The 16,352-nt window shown below is 43.5% G+C and carries 14 protein-coding genes and 1 riboswitch; of the genes, 5 read left to right on the forward strand and 9 right to left on the reverse strand.

Annotation, left to right across the window (positions count from 1 at the left end):
* The 9 genes from LZ23_RS18295 to LZ23_RS18330 form a co-directional block, all read right to left on the reverse strand.
* Positions 1 to 256: hypothetical protein (locus LZ23_RS18295; RefSeq protein WP_045216563.1), on the reverse strand; the 256-nt coding region annotated here is incomplete at its 3' end.
* A 168-nt stretch (positions 257 to 424) separates the two neighbouring features.
* Complete coding sequence (locus LZ23_RS18300) at positions 425 to 805, reverse strand: RpnC/YadD family protein (RefSeq protein ID WP_198146049.1); 381 nt, start codon at positions 803 to 805, stop codon at positions 425 to 427.
* A gap of 15 nt (positions 806 to 820) precedes the next feature.
* Complete coding sequence (locus LZ23_RS25395; protein ID WP_269745194.1) at positions 821 to 943, reverse strand: hypothetical protein; 123 nt, start codon at positions 941 to 943, stop codon at positions 821 to 823.
* 125 nt (positions 944 to 1,068) lie between these two features.
* The gene (locus LZ23_RS18305) at positions 1,069 to 2,871 is read right to left on the reverse strand and encodes a type II secretion system protein (RefSeq protein ID WP_045216565.1); all 1,803 of its coding nucleotides are present in this window, start codon (positions 2,869 to 2,871) and stop codon (positions 1,069 to 1,071) included.
* A 13-nt stretch (positions 2,872 to 2,884) separates the two neighbouring features.
* On the reverse strand, positions 2,885 to 3,727 hold the full coding sequence (locus tag LZ23_RS18310) for a hypothetical protein (protein ID WP_045216567.1): 843 nt from the start codon (positions 3,725 to 3,727) through the stop codon (positions 2,885 to 2,887).
* A gap of 3 nt (positions 3,728 to 3,730) precedes the next feature.
* Positions 3,731 to 4,213: a type II secretion system protein gene (locus LZ23_RS18315; protein WP_045216568.1), complete on the reverse strand. Its 483-nt coding sequence runs from the start codon at positions 4,211 to 4,213 to the stop codon at positions 3,731 to 3,733.
* A 24-nt stretch (positions 4,214 to 4,237) separates the two neighbouring features.
* Complete coding sequence (hepT, locus tag LZ23_RS18320) at positions 4,238 to 4,699, reverse strand: type VII toxin-antitoxin system HepT family RNase toxin (protein ID WP_045216570.1); 462 nt, start codon at positions 4,697 to 4,699, stop codon at positions 4,238 to 4,240.
* Positions 4,696 to 5,148, reverse strand: coding sequence for a nucleotidyltransferase domain-containing protein (locus LZ23_RS18325; protein ID WP_045216572.1), 453 nt, complete (start codon positions 5,146 to 5,148; stop codon positions 4,696 to 4,698). The genes hepT and LZ23_RS18325 overlap by 4 nt, the downstream gene beginning before the upstream one ends.
* Positions 5,149 to 5,626: 478 nt before the next feature.
* Positions 5,627 to 6,103 carry a type II secretion system protein gene (locus tag LZ23_RS18330; protein ID WP_045216573.1) on the reverse strand — a complete coding sequence of 159 codons (477 nt, stop codon included), beginning with the start codon at positions 6,101 to 6,103 and terminating at the stop codon, positions 5,627 to 5,629.
* A 1,189-nt stretch (positions 6,104 to 7,292) separates the two neighbouring features.
* Here LZ23_RS18330 and LZ23_RS18335 point away from each other — a divergent pair.
* The 5 genes from LZ23_RS18335 to pilQ all read left to right on the forward strand — a co-directional run bounded on the left by LZ23_RS18335 (position 7,293) and on the right by pilQ (position 16,333).
* Positions 7,293 to 9,722: a putative Ig domain-containing protein gene (locus tag LZ23_RS18335; RefSeq protein ID WP_157493325.1), complete on the forward strand. Its 2,430-nt coding sequence runs from the start codon at positions 7,293 to 7,295 to the stop codon at positions 9,720 to 9,722.
* A gap of 246 nt (positions 9,723 to 9,968) precedes the next feature.
* A riboswitch (cyclic di-GMP riboswitch) is annotated at positions 9,969 to 10,145 on the forward strand.
* Between the two features lie 126 nt (positions 10,146 to 10,271).
* Entirely contained in the window at positions 10,272 to 12,359 is a 2,088-nt protein-coding gene (gene pilM, locus LZ23_RS18340; protein ID WP_045216576.1) for a pilus assembly protein PilM, read from the forward strand.
* A complete protein-coding gene (locus tag LZ23_RS18345) occupies positions 12,356 to 12,895 on the forward strand; it encodes a hypothetical protein (protein ID WP_045216578.1) in 540 nt (179 codons plus the stop codon). The genes pilM and LZ23_RS18345 overlap by 4 nt, the downstream gene beginning before the upstream one ends.
* Before the next feature lie 939 nt (positions 12,896 to 13,834).
* Positions 13,835 to 14,344 (forward strand): hypothetical protein, encoded by a 510-nt coding sequence (locus LZ23_RS18350; protein ID WP_045216580.1) that lies wholly within the window; start codon positions 13,835 to 13,837, stop codon positions 14,342 to 14,344.
* A gap of 312 nt (positions 14,345 to 14,656) precedes the next feature.
* On the forward strand, positions 14,657 to 16,333 hold the full coding sequence (gene pilQ / locus LZ23_RS18355) for a type IV pilus secretin PilQ (protein ID WP_052507509.1): 1,677 nt from the start codon (positions 14,657 to 14,659) through the stop codon (positions 16,331 to 16,333).
* Positions 16,334 to 16,352: the final 19 nt, after the last annotated feature.

The following is a 16,352-nucleotide window of genomic DNA, read 5'->3' on the forward strand; positions in this document are numbered from 1 at the left end:
ATTTCTGCAGTCTTTCCTTTATCTCATCATCTGTCGGATCAGATTCAGGGTACATGCGGATTACCAGGTGGAAGTGGTTGCCTAAAAGTGCGAATCCCAGCACATCTACAAAGTAGAGTTGCGACAGTTTCTTGATCAGGCCCAGCAGAAAGTCATTGTCTTTGTCCTTGATGGGCAGGCCCTGCAGGGCGGTTCGGGATATAACATGGTATACTGTAGGTTGGTTTTCACGAATAAATCTGGCTATTCTTGGCATGGTAAACCTCTGTTAGGGCTTGTGGTTGTTGGGTTGAAGGGAATGTAGCGAAATATGGTAGAAAATGCAACTTAAAGAACCTGTCCCAAATTTCTCTTATAGAATACAAACCCTCCACCCCGCCAACGGGAGGGTAGAAAATGCAACTCAAAAAACCTGTCCCCAATTTCATTGTTCAATCATCTTCACATTTCGCGCTTGACGCGATGTGTGAAGATGATGGGCTGCGGTCACCAGAGCAAAAGCATTGTCAGATTCAAGAAGATTATCCAAATCAGGCTCCCAGTCCAGAAGCTTAACCACTGGAAAATCCAGTCTCATGCGGCAGCCAAAAACTTCATAACCAAAACTGTCAGGCCTCCATCCGGTATTATCATCTGCCAGCACGGCAAGGCTGGCCAACGGCCGGGCATAACGGTCAAACAAACGGTAATGGTAGGTAAACATCCGCCTGGCAAAAACGTCTTCAGGATCTCCCTGTACCTCAATATGAACACTGACCCAACCCTCTTCTCCTGCAACCCTGAGCACTTGAACCAGTTTGTCCACGAAACGCCGCCCCAGTTATGCATCCCGAGTCACTTGCTGCAGTTCTTTGTCCAGAAACTGATATCCCGCAGTCCAGTCAATCTCTTTATAAACATCAGGGAAAAAGAAGGCAATAAACTCTGGAAAATAGCGCTCCAAGGCTATCTTCCATGGGCTGACCTACTCATCCTGCATCAGATCATGCTCCAGTACACTTTATTGGTTATAGCTTAATCCCTGCTTTAATTAGGCTGAAAAAGATCAAATACACTTAGAAAATCCTATTAAGAAGGTATAGGTTTACAAGAGCTATCCCGTTCTCCATCTGTCACTCCATTAATTATCCTTACTTCACTATTCTTTGCATGTTCAGCGCATGTATCTTCTATATAAATAGTGCCTCCAGCATCAAACCTGATGCCTGTATTAGCACCAGATCTCTCGGTCGTTAATTGGGAGCGCTGGGCATATATATTTCCACCTGCCTCTAAATAAATGTTTATCCTGGCTTCAATATTGACACCACGAATATCAATATTTCCTCCTGCTTTTATATGTATTTCTTCTCTATCACCACCAGAATTGCTTTCTGTTGAAAAAATCACACCTTCTTCTAGTGTAATATCTCCATTTTCTGATTCTAAAATAATCGAGCCGTGACCACTGTCAGGAGATGCTAAATTAACTCCAGATTCGATATATATTCCTCCGGGTGCAATATAATTAAAATGTTGACTTGATTGTAGACCGACAGCTGAAGTTAAGACAAGTATTTGATTCGCAGCGCATTCTATATCAGCATCTATGTTGTCTTCATATCCTAAGTATTCGGTTGGTTCCTCACCCACACATAAAACAATACCGTCATTACCATTCACTGAGCACATCATCTGAGTATCAAGATAATGAAAAAATGAGTGACTACCCCAAGTCCTTATTCCTGTATGCAGGTTTTTCCCAACAGGGCTAAAGATGTATGTTTCTGAAAATGTAAGTCTATGTTCCCAAGGTCCGAAATAAAAATCAGTAAAGTTTTCCATGTAATCAGGATCTGTATAATAATTTGTAGGTTCAAGATCAAAAACAGATGCCTGGACATTCCTTTGACCATCAGAATTGCTGACGTATAATCTAATATAATGAAGGTCTGTCCACCATGGATCACTTCGAGGTTCAGGTATTTTAGGATCATCACTATTTGTTAATATTTTATGCCAATTAGTTGCGGCATTGACACTTCTTAATTGAAGTGCTCCTTTTTCACCAAGCCCTCTGTCAAACATAAATCTAAATCCTGGGTCTGCGTCATTATTTAAACCCAAAACGGTATCAAAGTATATTCCGTAACCATGACCACCAGAACCTGCTGTAGTCCTAGCAACCGCCCTAACAACATAGTCATCACATTCATCCGGAATGGGCAAAAAAAGTTTTTGTCCATCACCACCTACCGTGCTTGTGTTGCCAAGCACAACATTGCCTGTTACACGAGACTCATAACTGTTAGCATCTCCTGTTGAACCCCAGCGATCTTGATGGGGGTCGTCAGTGGGGTATATTGCGACGTCATGAATAAAGTCAGAAATTTGTACTTGATCCATGGTGGCAAAGTTAAATTCTGTTCCCTCAAGTCCACCATTCCCATTATCCGAACCTACCTGTGCATACCCAAACAAAGCAGTCAACGTCTCCCCAGAATGTACATTACTCCTCAGCCCAACCTTCAAAACACAAGCACCAGAAGGAGCATTCTGATCACAGTCGCTTTCCATATATGAACCATTATTTTGGACAAATTCAATAAGCTTATTGGTATCCACAGCAGCATCACTTCCAACAATACCTGTCACGCTATCCCTGAAATTTTTTAGGGATTCGATATCTTCAGGTGAATCTTTGCGGTATTCCCCGGTTATTTTTGCCATGACCGAACTCAAATTGGCCGCATGGTCCAGATTCTCCAGAGGTTCATGACTTCTGGTCAGGGCAGTGCTCATAAAAGGGACCATCACAGCGGCCACAATACCGCCAACAACAATAACGGCGATTATTTCGAGAAGAGTGAAGCCTGAATTTTTATTATGCATGACGATACCTTACTTATTCGGGACAGTTAATTTCAACCCCAGTTCCAGAGCCATCAAAAGTAGAACTATAAGTAGTTGAAATGGGACTTGAGTCAAAAATTGATACACTAATTTCAATGCAGTTGTTATCATTATAATTGGCTGTAACTAAATAATATGGACCTTGTCGCAAACCTGGCTCCATGCCATCTGTCCCTTCAACAATGCTCTCAATTACAATGTCTTCGGGATTCCAGCATCCATCACAATCAAATGTAAACGCTCTTCGTGGGATACCTTCAACTGATTGATCACTTTCATCTCGTATCCAGACTTTAAAACTGAAAGATTGGCCAGGGCTCGGATCAAAGGATGGAAAAAGATCTTCAGCATGGTGACTCCAGCTGATGCTTACAGGCTCGTCATGCCAAAGGTCTCTGTCAACTCTAAACTGAGACTCTCTTGTACTGCCTGGGAAAACACGCCCCACAGAGATTACCCTTGGGCGGACAATTCCAGATTCTCCTGGCGTTACCTCTTGGCTATGAAAAGATATGTCGATTTCTTCATTGTCACTCATTGTTAAGAGAATTGGTTCGCTATTCTGCCAATCATACTCATCGAGGTTCAAGATATCCTCTTCAGCTTCCAAGGCAAATAGTCCATAATTCACCCCGGACATAGCCAGATACCTGGCCCGGTCTGATGGGTTGTAGGTCAATTCCGTGAACGTGGAAGATGTGGTCAGAGAAACAATCCCCGCTCCAAGAGCACCTGCAACAACCAGCACTGCCACCAGATAAATAAGAATTGATCCCTGCTGGGAGTAGCACAAGTTCGCAATGTTTTCCTGATCGCTCTGTTTGTGTTTTTTCATGAACTATTCTTCATCCTCTTCAGGCAGGGCCATGGTTTTTACAAATGTTTTCTGAGCATTATTGGCGCCTTTCATGATCAGGGTTACTGTGAAATAGCCATCGCTGAGCTGGGAATCGTCAATTACAAATGATTCAACCCTGTCAGTCAGGTTATGTTGTATATTGTTTTTTTCAAAAATCAGAAAGTTTCCATCCAGTTCGAATTTATTCTCCGTTTCTTTAGAATTATCAGGATATATTGCATCGAACTTAATTACATCATTACCAAGCTCAACTTCATCAACAGAATCAGCGTAGGCCATCTCCACAGACATCCTTGTCAAAGCAACCTGGGCCTTTTGGGCCAGATGGGCGTTGTCCTCGGCCCACTTATAGCTCTGAACCATCCTGACCATGAACAGTCCTCCGAACACTCCAATTATTCCAATCAGGACCAGCACGGTGATAAGTTCTATCAGGGTAAAGCCCTTGTTGTTTCTTGTCATAACAATACCATATTTTTGTCAGGATTAAACATCCCCGCTGCTCCCCTCAAGCAACTGGTCCCCAATCCACTTCTTCATGGTGGTAAGCACCAGTTCAATATCGCCAAGGTGATCAGTGCATATTGTACGGATTTCCTCATTGGAATCACCATGATAAAAATGAACCATGCGATTTCTGTAACCCGCCATGTTTCTCAAAATTTGAACTTGATTATCAGGGATAAGTCTTACCCTGGCCAGGGCAGGGCCGATTTCCCTGTATTCTTCAACTGCCTGGCCAAATTTTTTGGCCTGAATATGTCTTCCAAGATCAAGCAGGGCTTCCAGGGCGCGGCGCAAGCATGATTCACAGGCCAGGGCGTTTCTGGGGTCCGCAAAAAAATCGTCAATGTTTTCAACAGGAAGTTCTCTTATGTTCGCGATCATGTTCTCAATCCATTGAACCCTGTCCGCAACAACGCGCCTGGAAATATCACCCCTGGTCATATGTTGCCTCCAAAAAGCAGGCGAAGCCTCTCCCTGTGAAAAGGCATCAGGTCTCCAGCCCTTCTCAGAATGTACAGGTCGTATTCATCGGCCTGGTATTCATCCGCAGCATAAAGCCTTTGTCCCTGGATGATCCTTGAAGCCAGAAAAGGTGGTGCTTCCGGCAGAAAAACCAGGTCCACCCGGCTGACCCCGAAAAAGTCTTCCAGCCGGCTGCAAAGCTCCACCTTTTGTTTTGGCGACGTCTTGACACCAGGCATGGGCAGGACCCCGATATCCAAGTCTGAACAGGATGCACGCATTTTTTCGGTTTGATTTCTGATCCAGGAATAAGCATCCTTTGCCCGGCTGCCAAAGGCGTAAGCAATGGTTATGGAAAACTCTCTGCAGATGGCGGCAAGGTCTTTTTCCCTGGATTCTGATTTATATATTGTTGTTGATAGAGACATAATCACTTGAGACTTAAAAGTTATCAGTTAATTGTTAAGGAGCATTACGCGTTTCTGACAACCAGATAGGGGACAGTCCCGAAGCCAGGGACAGTCCCCCTCCGGGCTGTAAGCCTCCGGGCAGGAAGCCGTGCCAAGGCATGATAAATCGCTTTTAACCCCAAAAAAAACTGTGACAAACACATCATTTTTTTCAGTTGTCAGAAACGCGTAATGCTCCCAATTGTTATTAGTTGAAGAAAAAACGTTATGATTTCAAATGTTTAGGCCGTGAAAACGTCTGGACATCTAAAGCTTGTAAAATGGAAATAAATCCAAGGGGTTGCACAAGAAATTTTGACTGTCCAGTTAAGGATTATGTTCTGGTATATATTCTGATTCATCAATTTCAGTCATAAGATAGAATTCGGTAATCCCCCCAGAAGCACTACTTGATCACCTTTTCCGCTGATTGCAGTTTTCTGTCCATTTATACCTGTTATTGAATAAACCCGGTTTCAGGGGTTATGGTGATTGTCTGTGTGTTGCCAACGGATATATCATATGGGTTGGAAAAATTTTCAGGATCGCTGCCTTCAAGATAAGGTCTGCCACGAGCGGCACTAAACATGATGGTATCCTGAGGAGAAAGAGTTGCATCAAGATCATTATTTTCTGCGCTGTTTTCCCCTGGTAGATTTGGAACTGAACCATTATCCCTTACAAGTGTATACTTATTCGCCTCAATCTCAATCCCCCAGGCAACAATATCCCCCATGGCCCGGAGCTGGGCGTAGCGAAGATGAGCCTTAAGGGTATTAGCCGCGGCCAGATCATCAGCCCCGGTATCCTGATATCTGGAAACAGCCACTGCTGCTATTATCCCCAGGATAATGAGGACCGCCACAACTTCCAGCAAGGTAAAGCCCTTGCATGACTTGGGGTATGTATGTACGTTATGTTGCTTATTCATCATAAACTTACCTTATCCGCAAGAAAAATAGAAAGTCAATTTAAAAAGTGATCAAAATATATATTTCTCTGAAAATACATGAAAGGCGATTATCCCATGCTGAAGCTCGTTAACAAGGTCATGGAGCAGTCCCATATTTGGACATTGGGACAGTCCCCGCGAGGAACTGTGAGAAAGATTGATACTGAACTGGTTTCTGGAAGAAATTTGCTTTAATGAAAAAATATACACAGCGAGGGACAGTCCCCCTCCGGGCTGTAAGCCTCAAAATTAATGAAGGAATATAAGCTTACAATGTTTTCATTGACAGGAATTTAGCTTTGATTCATAGTCAAACATCTGAGTGATAATAGGTAATCATATTTATGGTTTTTGTCTTCTATCATAACTCATAACTAATTCGGGCTGTGCCCATAACACAGATGAAATAAGGGGCGTTTAGTTGAAGCGCTTCACCCTGTGGGTCCGGGACCGAACCTACGACTAACTTGAAATAGCCTTAGCGCGAGATTGCTTCGCTTCGCGCGCAACAAGGATTGCCGCGCTCGAAGACTCGCTCGCAATGACACCTGAGCTGACAGGGATGTGGTAACTGAAAACCTGTCATTGCGAGGGAGCCTAAGCGACCGAAGCAATCTGTATCGTAAAACCGTAATGCTTTGAATTTATTGCATATACGTTTGTAGTTACTTAGAAGCTCCTCACCTGGGCGGACCGGGACCGAACCTGTGAGTAACTTTAGGATACTGTCACTTTTCTGGAAATTGGGACAGTCCCCGCGAGGTACTATAAAAAAGATTGATACTGCATTGGTTCCTGGTAGAAATTTGTTTTAATGGAAAAATTTACACAGCGAGGGACAGTCCCTGTGCCTGGCGCAAAGCTCCCATCTTTGACGGAACTTTGCTGGCAAATGTGCATCAATCAAAGCAAAAATCGTCAAAATGTGAAAACTGTAAACATCTGATTTTATTAGCAAAACGATTGTAGTTACTTGTAAGGATTATTTTAAAAACAATGATTTTTTATATAGTTTAGTCTGGAGTCCTTTGAATTGGTACTTTAGTTTGACTTCGGACATTGACTTTGCTGTTTTTGCATATCTCAAAATTTTTGGTTTTTTTCTGCGATTTTGAAATTATATTAGAATTGCAAATATTTAATTTCTGGAATTCCTGGCGGGAGTATAAAAGTGCGTAGACTTATATCATTATTTTGCATGTTGCTTTTGAGTTTTGCTTTGTTGTCTTGTGGAGGTGGGGGCAGTGGAGGGCACGGTACTGACTATATGGTCTCTTTTAGTGTGGTAGGCGATGAAACCACACAGGTCGGTCTTGGTGCATCCAGAACTATTATGGCAAATGTTTTGAAATTTGATGGTGAGAGTCCTGCACCTGGAATTAAAGTCAGCTTTTCTATAACGCAAAACAACACTGGTGCAAGTCTAAGCAACGTTCAGTCTGAAACTCTTTCCAATGGTTCAGCTTCAGCTGTTTACAGGGCAGGCACTATGCCTGGAGTGGATATTATTGAAGTCAAGGCTGGGGGTGCAAAAAGCAGCATTACATTTACCGTGGCCGGAGGTGGACAGGTTGTGAGCACGATGATTCTGTCCGCTGATCAAGATGATGTATCTATAGGTGGTTATAGCACAATAAGAGTCGAAGGCAGAACCTATGATGACCTGCCTGCTTCCAATAGCCGGGTTGATTTTTCATTTCAAGTAAACAATTCCAATGCATCTTTCATTCATAATAATGAAAACGTACAGTCATTCAGCACAAATTTAGACAATGATGGTGTAGCAACTCTTACTTATCGTGCAGGAAACAGTTCAGGTATGGATATCATTCAGGTAGTCTTTCCCCAGGCTGTTGATGTTCGCGATACAATCAGCATTAATGTTGGGCAGGGTAAAGCTCTGGGCGAAGTGCGATTAGAGGCTTTCAGAATGACGGAAGCTTATAACTGGATTGTCAGGGCAGTTGTTCGAGACAGGGATGGCAATTTGGCATCTGGAGTGCTGGTTAATTTTATCGCTGATAATGGCGATTTATATTGGGATCTTGGAGAAGTGCTTCGTGAATATGAAGTTGAAACCAATGAAAATGGCATAGCACAGGTAAGACTTGTCACTTATGGTCAAGCAAGAGTTTACGCAAATGTGGAAAATGTTAGGCATGATATAACCGTTTCCATATACGACTATCTGGAAGTTGATTCTTTGACCCTGGAAGCGCCAGCTTCTACTAATGAATCGCCCGTAGCTGTCCGGGCTGTGGTCAGAGATAAAGATAACTTTCCAATGAATGGAATGCAGGTCAGCTTTTATTCTAACAAAGGAATTTTGTCAGAAACAACTGTTTTAACAGACTTTAACGGAACTGCATCAACGCAATTGTCTGCTGAAGAATCAGGAACAGCCAGGGTCTGGGCCAATGTCGGGAATATCAGTGTGTCCAGAGTCATTACTTTTAATTTTCCTCTGCCTCCCGGACCGGAACCCGAACCGGATCTTCCAGCCATCACCACGGGATCGCCACTTCCCAGCGGAACCCAGAATTCCAGTTATGGATTTCAGCTTGCGGCAAGCGGAGGCTTTCAGCCTTACACTTGGGGCATTGCCAGCGGTACTTTACCGTCCGGCCTTACTTTAAACCCTGAAACAGGTCTAATTTCAGGCACTCCCACTGAATCAGGATGGTACTCTTTCAATGTGGTAGTCACAGATGCCCGTGGATTTAGCGGGACTGCTTCCTTGTCCATGGAAATTGAGTGGGATGATTTCTCGTTGGTAATTACCACGGGATCGCCACTTCCCAGCGGAACCCAGAATTCCAGTTATGGATTTCAGCTTGCGGCAAGCGGAGGCTTTCAGCCTTACACTTGGGGCATTGCCAGCGGTACTTTACCGTCCGGCCTTACTTTAAACCCTGAAACAGGTCTAATTTCAGGCACTCCCACTGAATCAGGATGGTACTCTTTCAATGTGGTAGTCACAGATGCCCGTGGATTTAGCGGGACTGCTTCCTTGTCCATGGAAATTGAGTGGGATGATTTCTCGTTGGTAATTTCCTCTGATAATGACCTTGAACAGGGGACAATCAACACTTACTACACAGAAGTGCTCGAGGCCGAAGGAGGTAGAAGACCTTATTTATGGAACATTAAAGACTCACTTGGCTCTTTACCAGATGGTCTTGTTCTGGATAATAACCATGGCATAATCAGTGGTCTACCGACTACTACAGGTCAATTCAACTTCGTCATTGAAGTTACGGACTCCGAAGGAGCCCAGCATTATCAGCGCATGCGCATAGTGGTCAGCTCAATGGATGTAAATATAATTACTTCGTCGCCTTTGCCAGACGCTTACACAGGCGAACCGTATGAGCTAGTCCTTGCTGCCACAGGGTTTGTTGTGGCCGTATGGGATGCTCTTGAGTCAACTGATGGGGATCCCTTTGGAGCTCTTCCTGATGGATTAATAATAGAGGACGGCTTGATTCGAGGAGTTCCAACTGGACCTGCTGGAGTGTATTCGTTTACAATCAGGGTTGACGAAGGTTTTGCCACGAGGGATCCCGCTTTCAAAAGGTTTGAGCTTACTGTAAGAGAATAACTGAAATATCACTCACTTTAAATTCGCCTGTAAAATATTATTTGCAGGCGATAAAAAATTTTTTTGCCCTGAATGACCAACTTTTATGGAGATAGAGCCAACAATAGGATTTATATGTCAAATGGTTTGGCACATAGGGCTATGTGTGTTAGTTTTTCGTGAAATCAACTGAGCATTATTAGGATCTGAAACAAACTTTTAGTGTCAAACGCATATGGTCAAATCCTAACCATAAGATACATATTTGTTTAAAAAAGCCAAACCCGCTGAGAGGCGGGGACGGAAAGCCACGGGCCCATAATTATTGATTGTATTGCTTATTTATTCTAATTGGTTTGCTCACTATTTGGTTAAACAAGCAGGTCGCATAATATGATCATAATTATTCCCTCAGTAGATTACATGGGTAGCCGGGTTGCAAGCAAAGTATTTTTATGCTGCAACCCGGCTTTTTTTGTTGCAGGCGTCTTATCCTGGCGAGCCCATCGAGCACGGATCTCATCAGGACCACGCTGAAGATACTATTTTTAAAACCCGATAGAGGCAATCTTGACAAAAGACAATGAGATTTCTTCCACAGATAAACTATTGAGCCTTATCAGGAGCAATAAGGATGATATCTATGATAACTCAAGTCCTGAAAAGCCCTCAATAGAACATTCTTCTAAAGTCGAGGATAAGGCTGACCTGGAATTTCCTGACTTATCTGATGACTTGTTTGAAGATAGATCTGCAAATGCTGATAGTAGTGAGGATCCAGGCAAACAGGAGGAGGTAGAGAGTTCAGACATTGATGACCATGACTTGAGCAGGGAGGAATCTTATGGCCTGCCTGCTGGCCACAAAGAAGAATCTTACGAGCAGAAGACAGAAGATCCAGTTTCTTCAAAATATCAGGCAAAGTCATCCTATCTGGGTTTTTTGAAAAAGATGAAATTCTGGCCCGGCAAAGGTCAGGAGACTGTTGCTGTAGATTTTTCGCGAAAATCTGTGAAGATGATACGCATGGGGCAGCATCATGGCTCTAAAGCAGTGCTGGATGCCAGGGTTGTCAACCTTGACAGGGAAGTGGACGTTGATGATCCTGCTTTTATAGCGGCTTTCAAGAAAGCCTTAGATGACTTTGTTAAAGGTCGTAACGTGCAGCTTTGGTCAAGAGTGTCATCTTCCAAGGCTGAAGTCTGGACCATAAAGGTGCCGGTGGTGAAAAAAGGGCTGGCCAGTGCCATATACTGGACAGCAAAAAAGGAAAAGTCATTTGATGAAAAGGAAAATATATTTGACTATCGCATTGCCGGGTTTGTAAAAGATGAAGATGTTCAGAAGTATCTTGTCAGTGTTTACACAGTTCCAAGGCAGGAAAAAGTTGATATGGAAAATATCTTCATCAGAGCCGGTTATAAATTACAAGGTCTGACTGTTTCCACTTTTGCATTTCAAAATATTTTCAAGCACAGAATTGTACCTGTTGAAAGTGAAGGGTTTGCTGTTTTATATATAGACAATGAATCCACCAGGATTGATATTTTTGAGGCTGACCGGTTAAGACTTAGCAGACTGATTAAAACAGGTCTTGACAGTATGCTGGAGTCCATCGCTTATGAGACCATGCGCCGCAGGGATGCAGGTCAGCCTGCTAATGACAGCCCTGATGGTTCACTTGAAGAGCAGGGGCCTCCATTGGAAGAGATGGAAAAAGCCTCTGAGATGCTTTTGTCCATGCTTTGCAGATTTGACGAAGATAATGACGATGACAGTGACTGTTTTGAGTATATCGCTCCTGTATTGAGAAGGCTGGCTCTCCAGGCAGAGCGCACTCTTGATCACTACGTCAATGTTTTGGGCAACACACCTGTGACTCAGGTTTTTCTGGCAGGAAGCTCTTCTGGTATAGCAGGCATGAAGAGCTTTATTGCTGAGCAGCTGGCAGTTCCGGTTGAAGTGCTTGATCCTCTTAACCCGGCTTATTCTCTTGGCTCATCCAGAGTCTCGCTGAACAGGCTTGACAGGATGGAACTGGCTCTGGCCACCGGACTTTCACTTTCCGAGAGCCTGCAGACAGCCAACCTGCTATTTACAGCCAAAGACTACGAGCAGCAGAAAACTTCCAATGTTGTAAGCAGGGTTACTGCTGCAGGTTGTATGGTCATTGTTCTCGCTGCCGTCAGCTATTCATGGACTCAAAAGCTTGAAGCTGATTCTCTCGCCCAGCAGGCTGACGTACTTGAGGCTCAGCTTGATGGGTTTGACCAAATTTTAACAACTGATTATATTCAGGGAATTGCAGAAGAGCTTGAAGATTCCAGCCTTATGCTGCGTGAGGCTGTGAGAAAAAATGTACCGCTTGGAATATTAAGTGAGTTGTCAAGGGTGACTCCAGGCAGTATTAGGATTTTAAACCTTGTATACAACCCGGACAACAAAGCCCGGGAAGCAATATCTGGTTTTTTGACTGTGGAGGGAATTGTTCGGGGTGATCCGCAAATGTTTGAGACCTATCTTTCAAGCTATATAAGAATTCTTGGCGGTTCAGGTTTATTTTCTGACTCATCAATACACAACAGCTATAGAGACAGTTTGTATGGAGAAGGGGAAGTTTACAGGTTTGTTATTAACGTAAATCTTCCCACAACATGATGGATCTGCAAAATCTTACTTTTCCAAGAAGAGCCATGTATTATCTGGCACTGGCTCTAATAACGGTGGCAGTCATATTTTTTTTGGCCATTCTGCCAGCCTGGGATGATATTGATCGCCTTGAGCTTAAAATTAAGGAAAATCAGGTTTTGCTGGAGGAACAGCAGATACTGTTTCCAGTGTATTCAAACCTGATGAGTATTGTGGACTCCACAACTGCTCGAAAGGCTGGCTTGGAAGATAAAGGTTCCAACTCTTCTCAGGTAAATGTTGATCAGGGAATCAGAATGTTGAATGTTGCCGCCTTAGAAGCCGGATTTGTTGATGTATCATTTTCCCCGGTGCCTGCGAGTTATTCCCAGTCTGGCAGCAGAATTATGGTCAACGCGGTCCTTAAAGGCTCTTACCAGGCTGTATATGAATTTTTGGCAGAACTGGCTTTAAAGCCATTTTTTCTGGAGTATCAACAATTTGAGATTCGCAGCAGGCCGGATGAGTTTCGAGTAATCATGGAAATATGGATTGCTGTTGATTAGTTGTTCACAGTATTTGAATGTTAATTGTTATCAGTTAATTGTTAATAGTTATCAGTTAATTGTTATCAGTTAATTGTTAATTGTTAATGGTTAATGGTTAATGGTTAAAGAAGATTAGAAGCTTCTCACCGGGGGGCCTGGGATCGAACCTGTGAGTAACTTATACCCCTCGTTCACAGGCTCCAGCCTGGGGACGTTTTGCTCTTGCGGCTCCAGCCGCTTCTTTGAAATGTGGCTTAAGCCACAAAAAAAGAGGTAATAGCCTCAACACGTTTGAGATTGCCGCGCTCGAAGACTCGCTCGCAATGACAGCTGAGGTGTCAGGGATGTGGTTGCTGAAAACCTGTCACCCACGAGGGAGCCTGAGAGACCGAAGTAATCTGTATGGCAAAACCATAATGCTTTGAATTTATTACTTATTTGGTTTTAGTTACTTAGAAGCTCCTCACCTGGGCGGCCTGGGATCGAACCTGTGAGTAACTGTCTTTAAAGTGGAGCCTGCATCCTGCAGGCTATTTAATTCCCGGCGGCTGGAAGCCGCCTCCACATTGAAGAACTGTCACTTTTCGGGAAATTGGGACAGTCCCCGCGAGGTACTTTAAAAAAGATTGATGCTACATTGGTTCCTGGAAGAGATTTTCTTTGATGACAAAATTTACACAGCGAGGGACAGTCCCCCTCCGGGCTGTAAGCCTCCGGGCAGGAAGCTGTGCCAGGCGCAAAGTTTCCATCTTTGACGGAACTTTTCAGACAAATGTGCATTAATCAAAGCAAAAATCGTCAAAAGATGAAAGTTATAACCATCTGATTTTATTAGCAAAACGATTGTAGTAAACTATAAGTCATCTTATGTTGGGGGTTTGCACAAAGCTTCATGCTTTATTCTAACTTGATAATTTGCAAGCGGGCTATGCACTCCCGCAAAAGCAGCTGAATAATATGGAAAAAAGGCAGAAAATTATCCTGGCGGTGATGGTTATTGCTATCCTGTACGGGATATATGATTTTTTTTTGAAATCACCAGGGCAGGCTCCACAGGTTGTGCAGGAGCAAAGAGTTGAAAGAACCCGGCAATTAACTTCAGATGTGTTGGCCAGAATTGATAATTTAACGCTGGATTCTGAAGAAATGCTTGTTCTCGAGGCTTCAGTGGGTCGACCTGGCACAGACATCTTCTATTCCTGGCCTTATGGTGAAAGACCAGAGGAGAGAGAACCCGAGGTAGTTCAGGAGGAAATCACAGGACCTCTTACATTTGGGGGGTTCATTGAGATGGGTGATAAGAAGATTGCCATTATCAATGGATATGAATATACGGTTGGGGAGGTTATCCCGGAAGAGGGACTGCGGATTGTCAGCATTCTTCCTAATGAAGTGGTGCTGGAGTCTATTTCAACAAATAGAAGATTGTCCATTTATTTTGAGGACTCTTTGTTCGGGGTTAACTGATTATACAAGAATATCTGTAAACTCGTAACAGTTTACTCCTTTGGCTGGAGCATGGGGTCTGGATCATCCTGGACCCGCTTGCCGTAAAAAATTACAAATTGAAAACATAGATTGATAGTTCAGGTGGATCTCGGACCACCTGCCCCTGCTTTCCTTAAAATAGGGCTAAACTTTTATGTAAACTTCAAACAGATAAATTGTTTGTTGTAGATGCTTATGTTTTGAGTTATGGGGAATCAAATCGTCCTGCTTACAAAAAACATACTGAGGAGCGCCTGCAGTCATCCTCTAAGATCATACAGGAAAAGGCTTTTGGAAAATAATACTACTATCAGCAGGAATAAGTTTCAGGTATGGACCGTAACCATTTGTTTTTTTGTGGTCATGTTGCTTATGAGCGGATGCGCACACAAGCAAAAGGATTCCGGCCCTGATTTTTTTGAAAAGTGGAGACTGATGGCGGAACAGTCTCAGGGATACTCACCACCTCCCAAGGAACATGAAGTTGAAGTAACTGATATATTTTTAACACTTGAAGACGAATATGAAGACGAAGATATACAGCCTGTGCGATCATTGCCCACCAACAGGGTTACCCTCAAATTCCGTGATGTAGACATTAGAGCAATCATGCGGGCCCTGGCAAGGGCCGCAGAAATGAATATCATAATGAGCAGCAGAGTACATGGTACTTTGAGCATCAATATTGACAACATGCCCTGGGATCAGGCTTTTATGAGTATAGTGCGCACTCACGGGCTTGATTTTGTATGGGAAGGCGACATCCTAAGGGTTATGAGTGTTGAGGATATGCAGCGTGATATCGAGATTGAAAATGTAAGAAACAATAGGATGACTGCTCTGGCCAAACAGAAAAGGCTTGAACCGCTTAAGACATCAGTAGTCAGAGTTCGCTATCTTAATTTGACTGACTCAGGTAGAACTTCTACTGATGACAGAATAACAACAGATAATAGAAGGGCACAAGCAACAAGAACTGTTCAGTCCAGTAGCGCAGATTCCATTAGGAATAACCTTGAGAGACTACTCACCAGGGATGAGCATGGCACTCCAAGGGGTTCAATTTCTGTTGATGGACATAACAATGCTCTTATCATCCAGGCCATAGAAGATGATACTCGACGAATACTCCGTCTTTTGCAAAGTTTGGACCAGCCAAGGCCACAAGTCCTGCTTAAAGCCCATATTGTTGAAACCACTCAGGATGTTGCAAGAGAACTGGGTGTGCAATGGGGGGGGCGCTACAGATCCAGATTATTAGATGGAGATAACAGATTGTATATTTCTCCGGGACAAGGTGCTGAAGTACCTGGAGATATCAGGGCAGATCGGGCACCATGGGGTGGAATCAGTCCTGTTGGTCCGATAGTTGATTTTCCAGGAGCATTTGAAGAAGGTGGCGCCAGGCTCAACTTGATGTACGGCATCCTCGACGGTAATATTTTAGAAATGCAGCTTTCCGCCCTGCAGTCTGACGGGAGGCTGAATATTCTTTCATCGCCTTCCATAACCACTCTTGATAATCAGATGGCATTTACTGAAAACGGCGAAAGGGTGCCTTATGTATCAAGGGATGGAGATGGCGATCCTGAAGTCAGGTTTGAGGATGCTGTACTTAGACTGGAAATTACTCCCAACATTATCGATGCAGAACAGCTCCGGCTAGCAGTCAAGGTTCATAAAGATGAAGTGGATCTTTCAAGGACAGTTCAAGGCAATCCGTTCATTATTAAGAAACAGACCGAGACAAACCTTGTAGTCGCTGACGGAGAAACCATTGTTATTTCGGGATTGACCAGAGAAAGAAATTTCACTGCTCAGGATGGTGTGCCCGGATTGAAAGATATCCCAGGTCTGGGCGCTTTTTTCAGAAGAGATTCCAGAGGACGAATTATGGAGGAAGTTCTGATTTTTATTACGCCTCATATTCTCCCTTACAGACCACCGCACAGCAGAGAGTTTCGCTGATAATATAACATCCAGCATA

Source organism: Desulfonatronovibrio magnus (assembly GCF_000934755.1).
GTDB classification, from domain to species: Bacteria; Desulfobacterota; Desulfovibrionia; order Desulfovibrionales; family Desulfonatronovibrionaceae; genus Desulfonatronovibrio; species Desulfonatronovibrio magnus.

What these genes read in the sequence shown, in the direction of transcription:
- LZ23_RS18330 (WP_045216573.1), bottom strand. Translation starts at nt 6,103, where the DNA reads ATGATGAATAAGCAACATAACGTACATACATACCCCAAGTCATGCAAG.
- LZ23_RS18350 (WP_045216580.1), top strand. Translation starts at nt 13,835, where the DNA reads ATGGAAAAAAGGCAGAAAATTATCCTGGCGGTGATGGTTATTGCTATC.
- hepT (WP_045216570.1), bottom strand. Translation starts at nt 4,699, where the DNA reads ATGACCAGGGGTGATATTTCCAGGCGCGTTGTTGCGGACAGGGTTCAA.
- LZ23_RS18345 (WP_045216578.1), top strand. Translation starts at nt 12,356, where the DNA reads ATGATGGATCTGCAAAATCTTACTTTTCCAAGAAGAGCCATGTATTAT.
- LZ23_RS18315 (WP_045216568.1), bottom strand. Translation starts at nt 4,213, where the DNA reads ATGACAAGAAACAACAAGGGCTTTACCCTGATAGAACTTATCACCGTG.
- LZ23_RS18310 (WP_045216567.1), bottom strand. Translation starts at nt 3,727, where the DNA reads ATGAAAAAACACAAACAGAGCGATCAGGAAAACATTGCGAACTTGTGC.
- LZ23_RS18325 (WP_045216572.1), bottom strand. Translation starts at nt 5,148, where the DNA reads ATGTCTCTATCAACAACAATATATAAATCAGAATCCAGGGAAAAAGAC.
- LZ23_RS18305 (WP_045216565.1), bottom strand. Translation starts at nt 2,871, where the DNA reads ATGCATAATAAAAATTCAGGCTTCACTCTTCTCGAAATAATCGCCGTT.